Genomic DNA, 14,407 nt, shown 5'->3' on the forward strand with positions numbered 1-14,407 from the left:
GGTGGCGGCGCGGTGGGCCCGGGCAGCTCCGGTGCGTCCGTGAAGCGCGTCACCCACGCGGCCCCCAGCGTGAAGAGCAGGAACAGCCCCAGGCTCAGACCGGGGATGAGGAGCCAGCGGATGAGGGTGCGGTTCGAGGACGCCATGGGCCGGGAGCCCGCGTGTCATACCCGCCTCACGGGTGGACCGTGAAGCGGGGATGCACGCGAGCGCCCGAGGCTACGGATACACCTCACGCCGCGGCCCGGTGGTGGTCGTCGTCGTGGTGGGCGTCGTCGGAGGCGTCACCACCGCCCCTTCCGCGCGGATGCGCTGCTTGCGGCTGACGCCCAGCGTGGCGCCGAGCACCGACGCGATCAGCCCCAGCAGGAGCCCCGCGAAGATGCCCCAGAAGACGCGGCCGGAGCGGTCCGCCACCGTCAGCGCGCCATGCTGCACCTGCTGGCCCACCTGACCGACCTTGCCCTTGGCCTGGTCAATCTGCTGCTCCACCCGGTTGGCCACGTCTTCGGAGTCGCGGCGCGACAGGTTGGTGTTCTGCGCGATGTTGCTCACCAGGAGCTCCCGGTCCACGCGGCCCTGGCGCACGCCCTCGGTGACGATGTCCTTGGTCGCCGCCTCCAACTGGTTCGCGGTGATGGCGGGCTTGCCCTCCTGCCGCAGGCGCTTGTTCACGGGGCCGAGTGCGTCGTTGGCGTCCAGGCCGAACGCCTTCGCCGCGCCGCCGCCTTCCGACACGGCGCCCACCGCGGCGGAACCGCCCGCGCTCACCGCCGTCTTGCCCACGTTGAACACCGCGCCCAGCACGTTCGACAGCAGCATGCCCACCAGGAAGACGCCCAGCAGCGTCGTCAGGCCCCAGAGCACCGCGCCGTGCAGCGCGCCTCCCGCCTTGTCCACGATGCCCGCGCTGCGAGCGGCCACCATCCCGCCCACGAAGAGCGCGACCAACGGGACGATGACGCTCCAGATGCCGGTGAAGATGCCGGCGGACTTCGCGCTCGACGCGTCGGCGGGGTTCACCGACGACAGGCCCAGCGCCAGCCCCAGCGTGTAGAGCAATATCCAGACGCCCAGCGCCACGAAGGTGCCACCGAAGATGGCCCCCCAGCTCAGCTTGTACGCACTGCCCGGCACCGCTGGAATCATGCCGGCGCGTTCGCTCTCGACAATGGCTGCCATTGGACTCCACCCTCGCTTCCCGTGTGTCGCCTGGCCGTGTACGGCACGGCCAGGACGTACGTGTCTGGGATGAAGGTGTGCACCAGGGAAACCGCTTCATTTCACTGCCCCACGGCCGCTCCGTCCGGAAGGGTGGGACGGACGGCCGGGTAAGCCTCAGCGCAGGCCGAGCGCGTCGAGGAGCAGTGCCTCGCGCGCCACCACCGGCGCGCGCGGGAGCACGTCCGTGCGGTAGCGCGCGACGAGCGCGGGCAGCGTCACCGGGCTGCCGTCGCCCAGGCCGCTCCAGGCGGCGAGCAGCCCCAGGACGTGCTCGGGAGGCCGGCCGCGCGCCCGCAGCTCCGCGAGCGCGAACGCCCCGTCGCGCTTCGCCAGCCGCTTGCCGTCCTCGCCCAGCACCAGCGGCACGTGAAGGAACGAAGGCGCGGGCAGGCCCAGCGCGGCGTAGAGCTGGAGCTGCCGGGGCGTGGAGGGCAGGAGGTCGTCCCCGCGCAGCACGTGGGTGATGCGGCTGGCCGCGTCGTCCACCACCACCGCGAGCTGGTAGCTGGCCACGCCGTCGTTGCGGCGCACCACGAAGTCCCCCACCAGCGCCTGAACGTCCTGGGCTTGGGGACCCATCAGCTCGTCCACGAAGCGCACCTCGCCCGCCCGCGCGCGGAAGCGGTACGCGGGGGCTCGCGTGCGGGAGCGCTCCGACACCTGTTCGGCGGTGAGGTTCGCGCAGGTGCCGGGGTAGCGGGGGCCCTCGTCGGACAGGCCATGGGGGGCGCTCGCCGCGCGGGCGATCTCCGTGCGCGTGCAGAAGCACGGGTAGATGAGCCCGTCGCGCTCAAGCTTCGCCTGGGCCTCGCGGTAGACGCCGTCGCGCTCGCTCTGCACCAGCGGTGGTTCGTCCCAGTCCAGGCCCAGCCAGCGCAGGTCCTCGTAGAGGTCCTGGAGGAACTGGGGGCGGCAGCGCGCGCGGTCCAGGTCCTCGATGCGCAAGAGGAACGCGCCGCCCGCGGCCCGGGCCTGGAGCCAGCCCAGGAGCGCGCTTCTCACGTTGCCCAGGTGCATGCGGCCGGTGGGGCTGGGGGCGAAGCGTCCTCGCATCGTGGCGGCAACCATAACGTCCCCGCCCGGCGTGCTGGGAGAGAATGCCCCGCTGCTCCCTTCCGTTTCGTGGGATGTGACTGCCTCCATGCGCTTCCTGCACTGCTCCGACGTCCACATCACCGAGGACTACTTCGCCCTGCCGCTGCACAAGCTGGGCTGGCGCCGCTGGGTGGCGCTCGTCGAGCTGACGGCGGGAGGCCGGGCGAAGGCCTACCGCAACGCGCAGGCCACGCTCTCCGCCATCGCCCGCGACGCGGGCACGCACGGCGTGGACCACTTCATCCTCTCCGGCGACCTCACCGCCTACGCCCTGGAGGGCGAGTTCCGCGCCGCCCGCGCCGCGCTGGCGCCCCTGGCCCCCACGCCCGCGCGCTGCACCGTCATCCCGGGCAACCACGACGTCTTCACCCCCGGCGCGGCCCGCGCGGGCCGCTTCGCCCAGCACTTCGGGGACCTGCTGGAGAGCGACCTGCCCGAATACCGCCGCGAGGGCGCGTTCCCCTTCGTGCGGCTCATCGGGGAGGGCGCCGCGGTGGTGGGGCTGTGCTCCGCGCGCCCGCTGCCCACGCCCGGCCTGTCCTACGGCAGCGTGGGGCCAGCGCAGCTCGAAGGCCTGGCGGCCCTGCTGAAGGACGCCCGGCTGGACGGCCGCGCCATCCTGGTGGTCGTGCACCACGCGCCGAAGAGCCCCGCGAACCACGCGGACGGCTGGCACCACGGCCTGCATGACGCGGACGCGCTCCTGAAGCTCCTGCCGGGCCCGCGCTTCGCGGTGCTCCACGGCCACATCCATCAGCGCTACCACCACCCGGCCACGGAAGACCGGCCCCACCTGTTCGGCGCGGGCTCCTCCACCCAGGCGGGCAAGGAGGGCTACTGGCTCATCGAGGTCCAGGACGGCGTCATCGTGGGCGGTACGAAGCACGTGCCCGCGCTGTGACAGTTCCCCCGGGCGGCGGTACAAGGGGCGCACATGACCCCAGCGCCCACGGCCCCACCCGCTGAGTTGTCCCTGGAGGAGTATCGCTTCCTGCGCCAGCTGGGGCGTGTCACGGACGACCTCCTGGAGGAGAGCCTGCGGGAGCGCGAGACGCTCACCCAGTGTTTCCAGCGCTGCTTCCCCACGCTGCTCCAACACCTGGGCGCGCGCGCCATCGCCGTCACCACGCGCGACGAGGAGCTGGTGGAGCAGACCTGGAGCGAGGGCGACTGGGGCGGTGTGTTCCCCGGGGGCCTCCTGGCGGGACCCACGGGACTGAGCGTCCACGACACGGGCACGCTGCTCACCCAGACGCTGGATGTGGCGGGCTCACCGGTGGGCACGCTGGGCGTGCTCTGGGCGGGGCCGCCGGGCGACGCGGGCGTCACCGCGCGGCGCCTGCGCGCGCTGGACGTGGTGGCGGAGGAGCTGGACACGGTGCTGATGCTGGTCCACACCGCGTCGGAGAAGCACCAGCTCATCCTCCAGTGCAACGAGCACCTGGCCAACCCCGTCTTCGAGGCGGGCATGGACCACGCGGTGCGCACGCTGGCGCAGCGGGTGCGGCTGCCGGGCTTCCTCCTGCTGTACCGCGACGCCGTGCAGCCGCACGTGCTGCACTACCGCACCTACCGGCACGGGCAGCTGGAGTACGAGAGCGGAGAGCAGCCCAGCGCTCCGCTGGAGTCGCTCCTGGGTCAGCACGGCACGCGGCTGCTGCACGGGGATGCGGGCGTGCTCAAGCGCCTGTTCGACGGGCGCACCACGGAGGCCGTGCTCATCTCCGCGGCCACGCGCAGCGAGCCGCTGGGCAAGATTGTCGTCTGGAGCAACGAGGGCTTCTCCGCGTACGCGATGGACCTCATCCGCGTGCTGGCGTCCACGCTGAGCCAGCGCCTCCTGGACTACAACCGCGAGCGCATCCACCTGTCGCAGTTCTTCCCCACGGGCGCCATCGACGCGCTCCTGGAGGACCCGGACTACGCGCGGCACCTGCGCGCGCAGGAGCAGGAGGTGGGCATCCTGTTCGCGGACATCAACGGCTTCACCCGCATCTGCGAGCAGGGCTTCGACAGCCCGCGCAGCATCGGCCGCTTCGTGGACGAGTGGAGCGCGCGCGCCGTGGACTGCATCTGGGCCCACGGCGGCGTGTTCGACAAGATGGTGGGCGACTGCGTCATCGGCCTCTTCGGGCCGCCCTTCTTCCAGTCGGACCGCGTGCGCCGCGCGGAGGCCGCCGTGCGCGCCGCGAACGACATCCAGGCCTTCACCGCGGAGTTGAGCGCGCGCGAGGAGGTGGCCGCGCTGTGCCGCCGGGTGAAGCTGCCGGGGCTGGGCGTGGCGGTGGGCGTGAACCTGGCCACCGCGAACTGCGGCCTCTTCGGGCCCAACCGCAACTACACCGCGTTCTCCAGCGGCATGAACCAGACCGCGCGCCTTCAGTCCCTGGCGGGCTTCCGGGAGACGCTGGTGATGGAGAGCGTGCACGAAGCGCTGAAGCAGTCGCGGGAGCCCTTCGTGCGCAAGCTCCAGTTCGGCCCCCTCACGGAGACGCCGGTGAAGAACGTGGCCCAGCCGCTGCGGCACTACCAGTTGAAGTCGTAGCGCCCGCGCGCGGCCGGGCCGGGCCGCCTCAGGCCAGGAGGTGCGTGCCCGCGTAGCGGCGCGAGAAGTGGATCCACCGGCGCTCGTCCACCTCCACCTGCCACTCGCTGTTGGGCGTCAGCGGCAGGCGCTGCTTGAGGAAACTCTCCAGGTGGTCCGCCGCCTTGAGGGGCGTGAGGCCCGGGGCGCGGAACGCGATGTGGAGCGTCACGTCCAGCGACGGCGCCACGTCCACCGACGCACAGATGCGCAGCGGTCCCACGCGCCGCTGGTATTGGGTGTCCGATGCCGGCCACGTGGAGGAGCCCTCGGGCTGCGGAGGCGCCTGCTCGAGCCAGTTGTCGGGGATCAGGATGAAGTCGAGCAGGTTGCTGCTCGCCTCTTCCACCGTGCCGTGCTCCTGGATGGAAAGCATTGCCCACCTCCGCCAGAGAAGCCGTTGGGGTTGCGTGGAAGCCGTCTTGTAGAATGTGCCCACGAGCCCATGCCACGCAAGGGCCCACCAACATCCGAGTGCCGCCCACATCCGTGACGCACATGTGAGCGGGGCGCACGCTAGCGCGGCGGGGTGACACCGCGGGTCGGGTGGTGTTCCGCGCGACCCCGCACGTTGCTCAGGACGCGACGGGGAGGGAGCGGCGGGGCTTGCGCTCCACGGCGGCCTTGAGCTGGCCGCAGCCCGCGTCGATGTCGATGCCGCGACGCTGGCGCACCGTGCTGGGCACGCCGTGCGATGTGAGCACGTCCTGGAACGCACGCACCGCGTCGGGGACGCTGGGCCCGCCGTCGTAGCCCACCGTGGGGTTGAGCGGGATGACGTTCACGTGCGCGTCCATCCCGTGCAGCAGTTGCCCCAGCGTGTGCGCGTGCTCCGCGGTGTCGTTGCGGCCGGAGATGAGCGTCCACTCGAAGAAGATGCGGCGCTTGCGCTTCGCCACGTAGTAGCGGCACGCGTCCATCAGCTCATGGAGGGGCCAGCGGCGGCCCGCGGGCACCAGCGCGGCGCGCTCCGCGTCCGTCGCGCCGTGGAGGCTGACCGCGAGTTGCACCGGGCGCGCCTCGTCCGCGAGCCGGAGGATGCCGGGCACCACGCCCACGGTGGACAGGGTGATGAAGCGCGGCGCCAGCGCCAGGCCCTTGGGGTCCACGAGGATGTCCACCGCGGCCATGGTGTGCTCGTAGTTGTGCAGGGGCTCGCCCATGCCCATGAGCACGATGTTGCGCAGCGCTTCACCCTGCGCGCGCAGGATGCGGGTGACGTGGAGCACCTGGCCCACGATTTCGCCCGGCGTCAGGTGGCGCGACAGCCCCATCTGGCCGGTGGCGCAGAACACGCAGCCCATGGCGCACCCGGCCTGCGTGCTCACGCACACGGTGGCGCGGCCCTTGAAGCGCATCAGCACCGTCTCGATGGTCTGCGCGTCGTGCAGGCGCAGGAGCAGCTTGTGGGTGAGCCCGTCGCTGCTGAAGCTCTCGTGGTGCGTGGCGAGCACGCCCAGGTGCGCGCGCTCCTGGAGCGCGGCCTGGAGGTCCGGACGCAGCCCCGTCACCTCGCCCAACGCCGTCGCGCCGTCGCGGTACAGGCCCGTCCACACGCGCTCGCGGTACTGGGGGCTGAAGCCCCAGCCGGCGAGCCGCGCCTCCAGCGCGGGGCGGGGCAGGTCGTAGAGGTTGACGGTGGCGTCCGGCATGACGGGGCCTGGGATAACACACCCGGCGCTGGCGCACCCGGGTCCGCCGGCCTGGGGGGCGGCCAGGGGGGCAGCCAGCAGCGCGTGCGCCCGTGGCGGCTTGCCGGAGCCCGGGGGCGTGGCGGCGTCCAGCGGGTGACACCTCGCGTGCGAGTGTGCCGCGTCGTGCCAATCGTGGAGGGCCTATGGGACTGGCCATCCAGCAGGAGGAGTTCACTCCGGAGGAGCATGCGCGGTTCGTGGAGCGGCTCGCGGAGAGCCTGGAGGCGCTGCGCCAGGTGCTCCGGCGTCCCGGCTTCGGCGTGGGCCCCGTGACGATGGGCGCGGAGCTGGAGGTGGCGCTGGTGGATGGCGCGGGCTCGCCGCTGCCGGTGAACCAGCAGGTGCTGGCGAAGTCGAAGGACGACCGGCTCACGCTGGAGCTCAACCGCTTCAACATGGAGATGAACCTGCGTCCCTCGCTGCTGGCGGGGCGGCCGTTCACGGGGCTCCAGGCCCAGCTGGACGACGTGCTGGCGGAGCTGAAGCGCGTGGCGGCGACGGAGGGCGCGCGCGTGGCGGCGGTGGGCATCCTCCCCACGCTGCGGCAGGGGGACCTGGGGAAGAACGCGCTCACGCCACAGGCACGCTACCGGGCGCTGGCCACGGCCATCCGCAAGCGGCGCGACGGGCCCTTCCAGGTGGCCATCGCGGGCGACGACACGCTCAACCTCACCTGGGAGGACGTGACGCTGGAGGGGGCGAACACGTCGCTCCAGTTCCACCTGCGCGTGGCCCCGGAGGACTTCGCGCGCGTCTACAACGCCGCGCAGCTGGCCACCGGGCCGGTGCTGGCCGCGTGCGGCAACTCGCCGGTGTTCCTGGGCAAGCGGCTGTGGGAGGAGACGCGCGTGGCCCTCTTCCAGCAGGCCACCGACGACCGGAACGACAGCGACGAGGCCGCGCACCTGCACCCGCGCGTGACGTTTGGCCACGGCTGGGTGCGCGAGGGCGCGCACGAGCTGTTCGCGGAGGCCGTCGCGCTCTACCCGGCGCTCCTGCCGGTGATGGGACATGAGTCCCCGCTGGAGGTGGTGGCCGCCGGAGGCCTGCCGAAGCTGGAGGAGCTGCGGCTGCACCAGGGGACGGTCTGGTCGTGGAACCGGGCCGTCTATGATCCGCAGGGAGAAGGCCACCTGCGCATCGAGTTCCGCGCGCTGCCGTCGGGCCCCACCCCGGTGGACATGGTGGCCAACGGCGCGTTCCTGCTGGGGCTGACGCTGGGGCTGGCGGAGCGGGTGGACGCGCTCCTGCCCGCGCTGCCCTTCTGGCAGGCGCGGCGCAACTTCAAGCAGGCGGCGCACCACGGCCTGGGCGCGACGCTGCTGTGGCCGGCGGAAGCCGCGCCCAGCCCCCGGGTGGTGCCGGCGGTGGACCTGGTGAAGCAGCTGCTGCCGGTGGCGCGGCGCGGGCTGACGGAGGCCGGGGTGGACGCGGCGGAGGCGGACGGGCTCCTGGACATCATCGCCCGGCGGGTGGCGCTCCAGCGGACCGGGGCGCGCTGGCAGCGGGCGGTGCTGGAGCGGCTGGAGGCGCACATGCCCCGCCAGGACGCGCTGGCCGCCATGCTGGAGCGCTACCTGGAGCTGTCGGAGGAGGGGCTGCCGGTGCACACCTGGCCGGTGGAGCGCTGAGGGGACCTGGCCCTCCGGGGCCAGGGTGGGGGCCTTGTCGGGACGGGGCCGTCGCGGTGAATAATCGCGGCATCCTGTCGGTCAGCCTGCGGGGCCACGCGCCTCGCGCTGAAGGGTTCCGTTTCCGTGATTGCCTCCTTGTTCGCTGCGTTCCGCTCCGGCGCTCGCCGGAAGTCCTTCCTCGTGCCCGCGCTGCTGTGCGCGGGCGCGCTCACCGCGTGCACGACCACCCGGAGCCACGCCAACGACCTGGCGGAGAAGGGCCGCTTCGTCGAGGCGGCCGAGGTCTACGTGAAGCTCGTGCAGGACGAGCCCAACAACCCGGAGTATCGCGCGTCGCTGGACGACCTGCGCTGGCGCGGCCTGTCGCAGCTGCTCACCCAGGCGCGGCAGGCGCGCGTGGAGGGGCGGGATGAGGATGCGGAGGCGAACCTGGAGCAGTTCTTCGCCTACAAGGTGAAGTGGAACTCCAAGCTGGATGGCGGCATGGAGAGCTCGCTGCTGGAGGAGATGGCCGGCACGCACCAGCACCTGCGGCAGGTCATCATCGAGCAGGCGAAGCGGGGCCACGCGCTGACGGCGGAGGCGCGCCTGGACCGCAAGCGCGCGCTGCTGGGGAACCCGGAGATGGCGCCCATCCGCCGCGACATGGAGGAGGCGGTGGCGCAGGGCGGCGCGGCGACGTGCGCGAAGCTCAAGCAGTCGCTGTCCGGCGGCGCGCAGCACTGGACGGAGCTGGTGTCGCGCTACTGCGGCCACTACCAGCAGCCCGCGCCTCGCGCGGGGATGTTCCCGGAGGCGCTGGGTGGGCCCACGTGGCAGGTGTCCGTGGATGGCATCAGCAACGACGTGGTGCAGTACCTGGTGACGCGGCTGTCGGGCGCGTTCGAGGCCTCGCCCTGGTACTCGGAGGCGTCCCAGCGCTACGTGCCCCTCACCATCGCCGGGAGCATGAGCGAGCGCCGCATCAGCGAGCCCGTGCAGCTGACGGCGACGTGGACGGAGCGCGTGCCGTACACGGACCACGAGGACCGCACCGCGACGGCGGAGGTGCCGTACTCGGTGGAGGAGTCCTACGAGGAGAAGGGCGTGATGAAGAAGCGCCTGGTCCGTCAGACGAAGACGGTGGAGTACAAGACGACGGTGGAGGTGACGAAGTACCGCGACGTCTCCCGCTCCTTCGACTACCACGCGCAGCGCCGGGGCGTGGAGTACCACTTCGCGGTGGTGGCCCAGGGCTTCCTCCAGGAGCGGCACGCGCCGCTGGCGGTGAAGGCGGAGAAGTCCCTGGAGGCCTCCGGCTACGAGCACAACATCACCTTCGAGCCCGGCGGCGTGCGTCCGCAGAAGTTCGAGCGGCCCGACAAGGAGGGCTGGCTGGATGGCCAGCTGCGCGGCTACGAGCAGACCTTCTTCGCGTCGCTCCTGTCGCGCTGGCAGGAGTCGTTCTGCAACGCGCCCGCCTTCGCCATCGAGGACGCGGCCCGCTGCGCGCGCGGCGGCGCGGAGCTGCCTGCCCCCGCGAAGCAGGCCCTGATGGACACGCTGGGCGACGACGCGGCGCAGGTGCACCGGCTGTTCGTCTGGAACTGAAGGCTGCGCGGCATCAAGGGCAGGGCGCTCGCTGCGCCCGCCCTGCCGTTGCTGGCGCTTGCCCACGAAGGATGGCACCGGCAGGCAGGAGGCCTGCGGGAGGTGCTCGCTGCCCGGAGGCCAGGCTTCAGCCCTCGTCCTCCGCGCCCTTGCGCAGGCCCAGCATGCGGCGCAGCTCGCGCGCGGACTGGCGGCTCACCTCCACCGAGTGCCCGCGCGCCGTGCGCGCCAGATAGCCGCCCGTCTCCAGCGGCTCCAGCCGTGTCACGTGCGACAGGTTGAGGAGCGCCCGGCGGTGCACCCGGTGGAAGTGCTCCGCGGGCAGTTTGTCCGCCAGCTCGTTGAGCGTGAAGTCGGTGAGGAAGTCGCCCTGCGCGGTGAACACCGTCACCAGCTCGTCCTCCAGCGACGCGTGGGAGATGGCGTCCGGTGACACCAGCACCAGGCCCTGGCGCGTGGGGATGGGCAGCCGCGCGAAGGCGGGCTTCTCTCCGGCTGGCACCACCGGCTGCGCCACGGCCACGGGCTTCACCCGCGCAGGCTGCCGTGACCGCGCGCGCTCCAGCGCCTTCTGCAGCCGCGCCGCCTCCACGGGCTTGAGGACGTAGTCCACCGCGCCGTGCTCGAAGGCGTTCACCGCGTGCTCCGCGTGGGCGGTGCAGAAGATGACGTGGGGGCCACCCTCCGGCAGCAGCGCCATCGCGTCCAGCCCGCTCAGGCCCGGCATGTGGATGTCCAGCAGCACCACGTCCACGCCGCCCGCGCGCACCGCCGCGAGCACCGAGTCCCCATCCACCGCCTCGCCGCAGATGCTCACGTCCGGCAGCGCGGACAGCAGGCGCGACAGGCGCTTCCGTGCCAGCAGTTCATCGTCGGCGATGAGGACGCGCAGGGGCTCTCTCACGTGAGGACTCCGGGTTGGGGGCCCTGGCGGGGCAGGGTGACGGTGACACGGGTGCGCCCGTCGGCGCTCTCCAGGGACAGGAGGGCGTGGCCGCCGTAGGCCAGCGCCAACCTTCGCTCCACGGTGGGCAGGCCCACGCTGCCCTCGCGCGGGCCCCTGGACGCGCCGGGGTTGTCGATGGAGACCACCACTGCTCCCTCGCGCGCCACGACCTCCACGCTCAGCGGGCCCCGGTGGCCGGTCGCCGGGCCGTGCTTCACCGCGTTCTCCGCCAGCGGCAGCAGCAGCAGCGGGGGCACCGGCACATCCGCAAGCCCGTCCGCTACGTCCATGCGCAGCTGGAACAGGTCCGGGTCGCGCAAGAGGTGCAGGTCGAAGAGCGTGCGCAGCAGCTCCAGCTCCTGCGACAGCGGCCAGGTGACGCTGCGCACGCCCGCGAGCACCGAGCGGAGCATCGTGGACAGCCGCAGCACGGCGGCCTCGGCGACGGCGCCGTCCTCGCGGCACCACTCCGCGATGGCGTTCAGCGTGTTGAAGAGGAAGTGCGGATCCAGGTGGCTGCGCAGGGCCAGGAGTTGCGCCTGCTCGGCCTCCCAGGCGAAGCGGGTGGCGCGGGCGCGCTCGCGGGCCAGCGTCTCCTCAAAGCCGATGTCCCGCCCCAGCCCCCAGCCCGCGACGAGGAACAGGCCGCCGCAGATGGCCAGGTTGTACGGCTCCGACAGGAACATGTCCTGCATCCGCGTGACGCGCGGCAGGGCGTAGCCCACCGACAGGACCACGCCGCTGCCCACCGCCGCGTAGAGCAGCAGGCGGATGCCGCCGTGGCTCAGGTCCAGCCCCTCCGGGAACAGCACCCGGTACGACACGGGCGCCACCGCGACGCACAGCAGGCACAGCAAGAGGCCAATCCAGAACGCACGCGGGTCCAGGCTCCAGCGCACCTGGGCCGCGAGCAGCGGGATGGACACCAGGACGATGGGCGCCAGCCGCCACGGCGCGACGAGCGCGCGCAGCGTGGCGCGAACGATGGAGCCTTCCGACGACGTCTCCGGCATGCGGAAGCGGAAGGCTACACCGTCCCGTGCCCTAGCGCTGGGGGACGGGCGCGGGGACGAGGTCCAGGACGAGCGTCCCGGCCAGTACCGCAGGGAAGAAGAGGACGGCGAGCACGAACAGGAGCGGCGAGCGCAGTGAGAACATGGGGGGTTTCTCCAGTGTCCGTGAAACATGCCCACGAACTCTGGCATCGACCCAGGGACCCTTCAGGGAGGGTTGCCCCCGGCCGTCGCGAGTCCGGGGTGAGCGGTCGCTCAGGCGCTCCGGACCGTTCCCGCCGCCTCCCCGCCCAGCGCGTCCGCCAGCCGCGTCGCCTCGCGGATGCAGTCGTTGACGCCCACGCCCCGGTACGCGTTGCCGGTGAGGTGCAGGCCGGGCCAGCGCTTCAAGCGCTCGTCCATCGCCGCCAGCCGCTCCAGGTGGCCCACGGTGTACTGCGGAATCCCGCGCGGCCAGCGGATGACCTCCGTCAGCTCCGGCGTCGCGGCGATGCCCGCCATCGTCTTCAGCTCCTCGCGCGCCAGCGCCGCCAGCGCGTCCTCGTCCCGCGCAACCACGTCCGGCCGGCGCGCGCCGCCCATCAGGCACGTCAGCAGCACCCGCTCGCCTTCCACGCGGAAGGGGAACGTGGTGGAGACGTGGATGGTGCCCAGCATCGCCTTGCCCTCCACCGCCGGCACCAGGAACCCGAACCCGTCCGGCTTCGGCACCGCCCCCGGCGCGAAGCCCAGGTGCACGACTGCGATGGGCGCGTACGGAATGCTGTCCGCTTGTCGCGCCAGCTCCGCGTCCAGCGGGCGCAAGAGCGCCGCCGCCACGTGCGCGGGCACCGCCAGCACCACGTGCGACGCGGTCAGCTCCGCCGGCTGGCCGCGCTCCTGGAAGCGCACCTTCCAGCCCTCCGCCGAGCGCTCCAGCCCCTCCACCTTCGCGTCCGTGCGCACCGCGTCGCCCAGCGCCTTCGCCAGCGCGTCCACCAGCACGCCCAGGCCGCCGTCGAACGTGCTCATCTGTCCGGTGAGCCCCGGGCCCGCTTGCACCGAGCCCGCTGCCTTCGCCTGTCGCGCCGCGCGCTGCGCCCGGATGGCGCCCAGGATGAGGCTGCGGTGCTCCCGTTCGAACTTCACGAGCTGCGGGAAGGTGGCCTCCGCGCTCAGCTGCTCCGGGTCGCCCGCGTAGGTGCCCGTCTGCATCGCGTCCAGGAGCACCGAGGTCGCCTCACGCCCCAGGTGGCGCCGACCCAGCTGCGCCAGGGATTCATCCGAACCCGTAGGGTTGCGTCGGCTGAACAGCTCCCCCACCACCCGCAGGCGGGACGCGAGGGGGAGAATGTCGGATTTCAGGAAGGCCGGCGGTGATGCGGGGAGGGCTCTCAACGCACCACGTGTGAATACAAAACGGTTTTTCGCCGCCGCGTCCGCCGGACGGATTCTTGATGACACACCAAGGGTCTCCGCCAGTTCACGGGTTGTGGGCTCCCGGTCCAGGAAACTGTTGGGCCCGGCCTCCAGCAAGTAGCCCGCTCGTGCGTGGGTCTGCACGTTTCCGCCCACGCGCGAAGTCGACTCCAGCACCACGGCAGATGTTCCGCGAGCCCGCAATCGGTGAGCCAGGGCCAATCCGGTGATGCCTCCCCCAATGACCGCGACCGTCATGACGTCCGAACTCCTACCCTTGTCGTGAGGTGAGCAACTCCGGGCGCCTTAGTGCGAAGGCAAGAGCTTTGCCAAGGAGAGCCTCCCGGCGCGTTAATAAAGGCATGCGCTATGTCATCACGGGAGCCAGCCGTGGCATCGGTTTCGAATTCGTGCAGCAACTGCTGCGACGGGGGGAAACCGTGGACGCCGGCGTGCGGGCCCCGGAGCTTGCGCGTCGGCTGGAGCCGCTGCTGCTGGAAGCCGGCAATCGCCTGAGGATCCACCCGCTGGACGTCACCCGCCCGGAGAGCGTCCAGGCGTTCGCGGAGCGCGTCTCCCGCGAGCCGGTGGACGTGCTCATCAACAACGCGGGCGTGTCCGGCCTGTGGGTGGGGCTGCACGAGCTGGACTTCGAGGACCTGGCCCGCACGTTCGAGGTGAACGCGCTCGGGCCGCTGCGCATCACCTCCGCGCTCCTGCCGGCGCTGCGGACCGGGGCGGGGCGCAAGGTGGCGCACGTCACGTCGCGCATGGGGTCGCTCTCCAGCAACACGGAGGGCGGCGCGTACGCCTACCGCATGTCCAAGGCCGCGCTGAACATGGGCGTGCGCTCCATGTCCAACGACCTGCGCCGCGAGGGGCTGGCGTGCGTGCTGCTGCATCCGGGTTGGGTGCAGACGGACATGGGCGGGCAGGACGCGCCGCTGCCGCCGGAGGAGTCCGTGCGCGGGATGCTGAGGGTCATCGACAGCATCTCGCTGGAGCACTCCGGCCGGTTCTTCGACTACGAGGGCGCCGAGGTGCCCTGGTAGTGGCCTGAGGGATGAGGTCGGTGTTCACCAGTGAACACCGACCGGCCCCACGGGGCAGGCAAGCGGCCCTGGGGTGGGAGGCCTTCCCTGGCGCCTGTCTGCCCTCGTCCCCATCTCGTCGCGAGGACGTCTGCTGGCTCTTATACACATCTGACGCTGCCGACGATAAGGCCCGTG

Annotated in this window: 12 protein-coding genes; 5 read left to right on the forward strand and 7 right to left on the reverse strand. The window is 72.1% G+C overall.

Going from position 1 to position 14,407, the window contains the following annotated elements:
• Nucleotides 1-219: 219 nt before the first annotated feature.
• Nucleotides 220-1,182: a hypothetical protein gene (locus D7W79_RS26480; protein ID WP_120528181.1), complete on the reverse strand. Its 963-nt coding sequence runs from the start codon at nucleotides 1,180-1,182 to the stop codon at nucleotides 220-222.
• A 156-nt stretch (nucleotides 1,183-1,338) separates the two neighbouring features.
• Nucleotides 1,339-2,277: a tRNA glutamyl-Q(34) synthetase GluQRS gene (gluQRS, locus tag D7W79_RS26485; protein WP_167497743.1), complete on the reverse strand. Its 939-nt coding sequence runs from the start codon at nucleotides 2,275-2,277 to the stop codon at nucleotides 1,339-1,341.
• Nucleotides 2,278-2,365: 88 nt separating this feature from the next.
• Here gluQRS and D7W79_RS26490 point away from each other — a divergent pair, with 88 nt between their 5' ends.
• Both D7W79_RS26490 and D7W79_RS26495 read left to right on the forward strand, forming a co-directional pair.
• Complete coding sequence (locus D7W79_RS26490) at nucleotides 2,366-3,220, forward strand: metallophosphoesterase family protein (RefSeq protein WP_120528183.1); 855 nt, start codon at nucleotides 2,366-2,368, stop codon at nucleotides 3,218-3,220.
• Nucleotides 3,221-3,253: 33 nt separating this feature from the next.
• Nucleotides 3,254-4,864 (forward strand): adenylate/guanylate cyclase domain-containing protein, encoded by a 1,611-nt coding sequence (locus D7W79_RS26495; protein WP_120528184.1) that lies wholly within the window; start codon nucleotides 3,254-3,256, stop codon nucleotides 4,862-4,864.
• 28 nt (nucleotides 4,865-4,892) lie between these two features.
• Here D7W79_RS26495 and D7W79_RS26500 read toward each other — a convergent pair whose 3' ends face one another.
• Both D7W79_RS26500 and rlmN read right to left on the reverse strand, forming a co-directional pair.
• Nucleotides 4,893-5,279 (reverse strand): hypothetical protein, encoded by a 387-nt coding sequence (locus tag D7W79_RS26500; RefSeq protein ID WP_014394034.1) that lies wholly within the window; start codon nucleotides 5,277-5,279, stop codon nucleotides 4,893-4,895.
• A gap of 199 nt (nucleotides 5,280-5,478) precedes the next feature.
• Nucleotides 5,479-6,555: a dual-specificity RNA methyltransferase RlmN gene (rlmN, locus tag D7W79_RS26505; RefSeq protein WP_120528185.1), complete on the reverse strand. Its 1,077-nt coding sequence runs from the start codon at nucleotides 6,553-6,555 to the stop codon at nucleotides 5,479-5,481.
• 185 nt (nucleotides 6,556-6,740) lie between these two features.
• Here rlmN and D7W79_RS26510 point away from each other — a divergent pair, with 185 nt between their 5' ends.
• Both D7W79_RS26510 and D7W79_RS26515 read left to right on the forward strand, forming a co-directional pair.
• Nucleotides 6,741-8,228 carry a glutamate-cysteine ligase family protein gene (locus D7W79_RS26510; protein ID WP_120528186.1) on the forward strand — a complete coding sequence of 496 codons (1,488 nt, stop codon included), beginning with the start codon at nucleotides 6,741-6,743 and terminating at the stop codon, nucleotides 8,226-8,228.
• Nucleotides 8,229-8,354: 126 nt separating this feature from the next.
• Nucleotides 8,355-9,821, forward strand: a complete 1,467-nt coding sequence (locus D7W79_RS26515; RefSeq protein ID WP_147442059.1) for a hypothetical protein — start codon at nucleotides 8,355-8,357, stop codon at nucleotides 9,819-9,821.
• 127 nt (nucleotides 9,822-9,948) lie between these two features.
• On the opposite strand, the gene D7W79_RS26520 is transcribed toward D7W79_RS26515, so the two are convergent.
• From D7W79_RS26520 to hemG, 3 genes are all read right to left on the reverse strand, one after another.
• Nucleotides 9,949-10,725, reverse strand: a complete 777-nt coding sequence (locus tag D7W79_RS26520; protein ID WP_120528188.1) for a LytR/AlgR family response regulator transcription factor — start codon at nucleotides 10,723-10,725, stop codon at nucleotides 9,949-9,951.
• The gene (locus D7W79_RS26525) at nucleotides 10,722-11,780 is read right to left on the reverse strand and encodes a sensor histidine kinase (protein WP_120528189.1); all 1,059 of its coding nucleotides are present in this window, start codon (nucleotides 11,778-11,780) and stop codon (nucleotides 10,722-10,724) included. Before D7W79_RS26525 ends, D7W79_RS26520 begins: the two co-directional genes overlap by 4 nt.
• Nucleotides 11,781-12,035: 255 nt before the next feature.
• Complete coding sequence (gene hemG, locus D7W79_RS26530) at nucleotides 12,036-13,436, reverse strand: protoporphyrinogen oxidase (RefSeq protein ID WP_120528190.1); 1,401 nt, start codon at nucleotides 13,434-13,436, stop codon at nucleotides 12,036-12,038.
• A 104-nt stretch (nucleotides 13,437-13,540) separates the two neighbouring features.
• On the opposite strand from hemG, the gene D7W79_RS26535 reads away from it, so the two are divergent.
• Nucleotides 13,541-14,230 carry an SDR family oxidoreductase gene (locus D7W79_RS26535; RefSeq protein ID WP_120528191.1) on the forward strand — a complete coding sequence of 230 codons (690 nt, stop codon included), beginning with the start codon at nucleotides 13,541-13,543 and terminating at the stop codon, nucleotides 14,228-14,230.
• Nucleotides 14,231-14,407 lie beyond the last annotated feature (177 nt).

The organism is Corallococcus exercitus, assembly GCF_003611585.1.
Lineage (GTDB): Bacteria > Myxococcota > Myxococcia > Myxococcales > Myxococcaceae > Corallococcus > Corallococcus exercitus.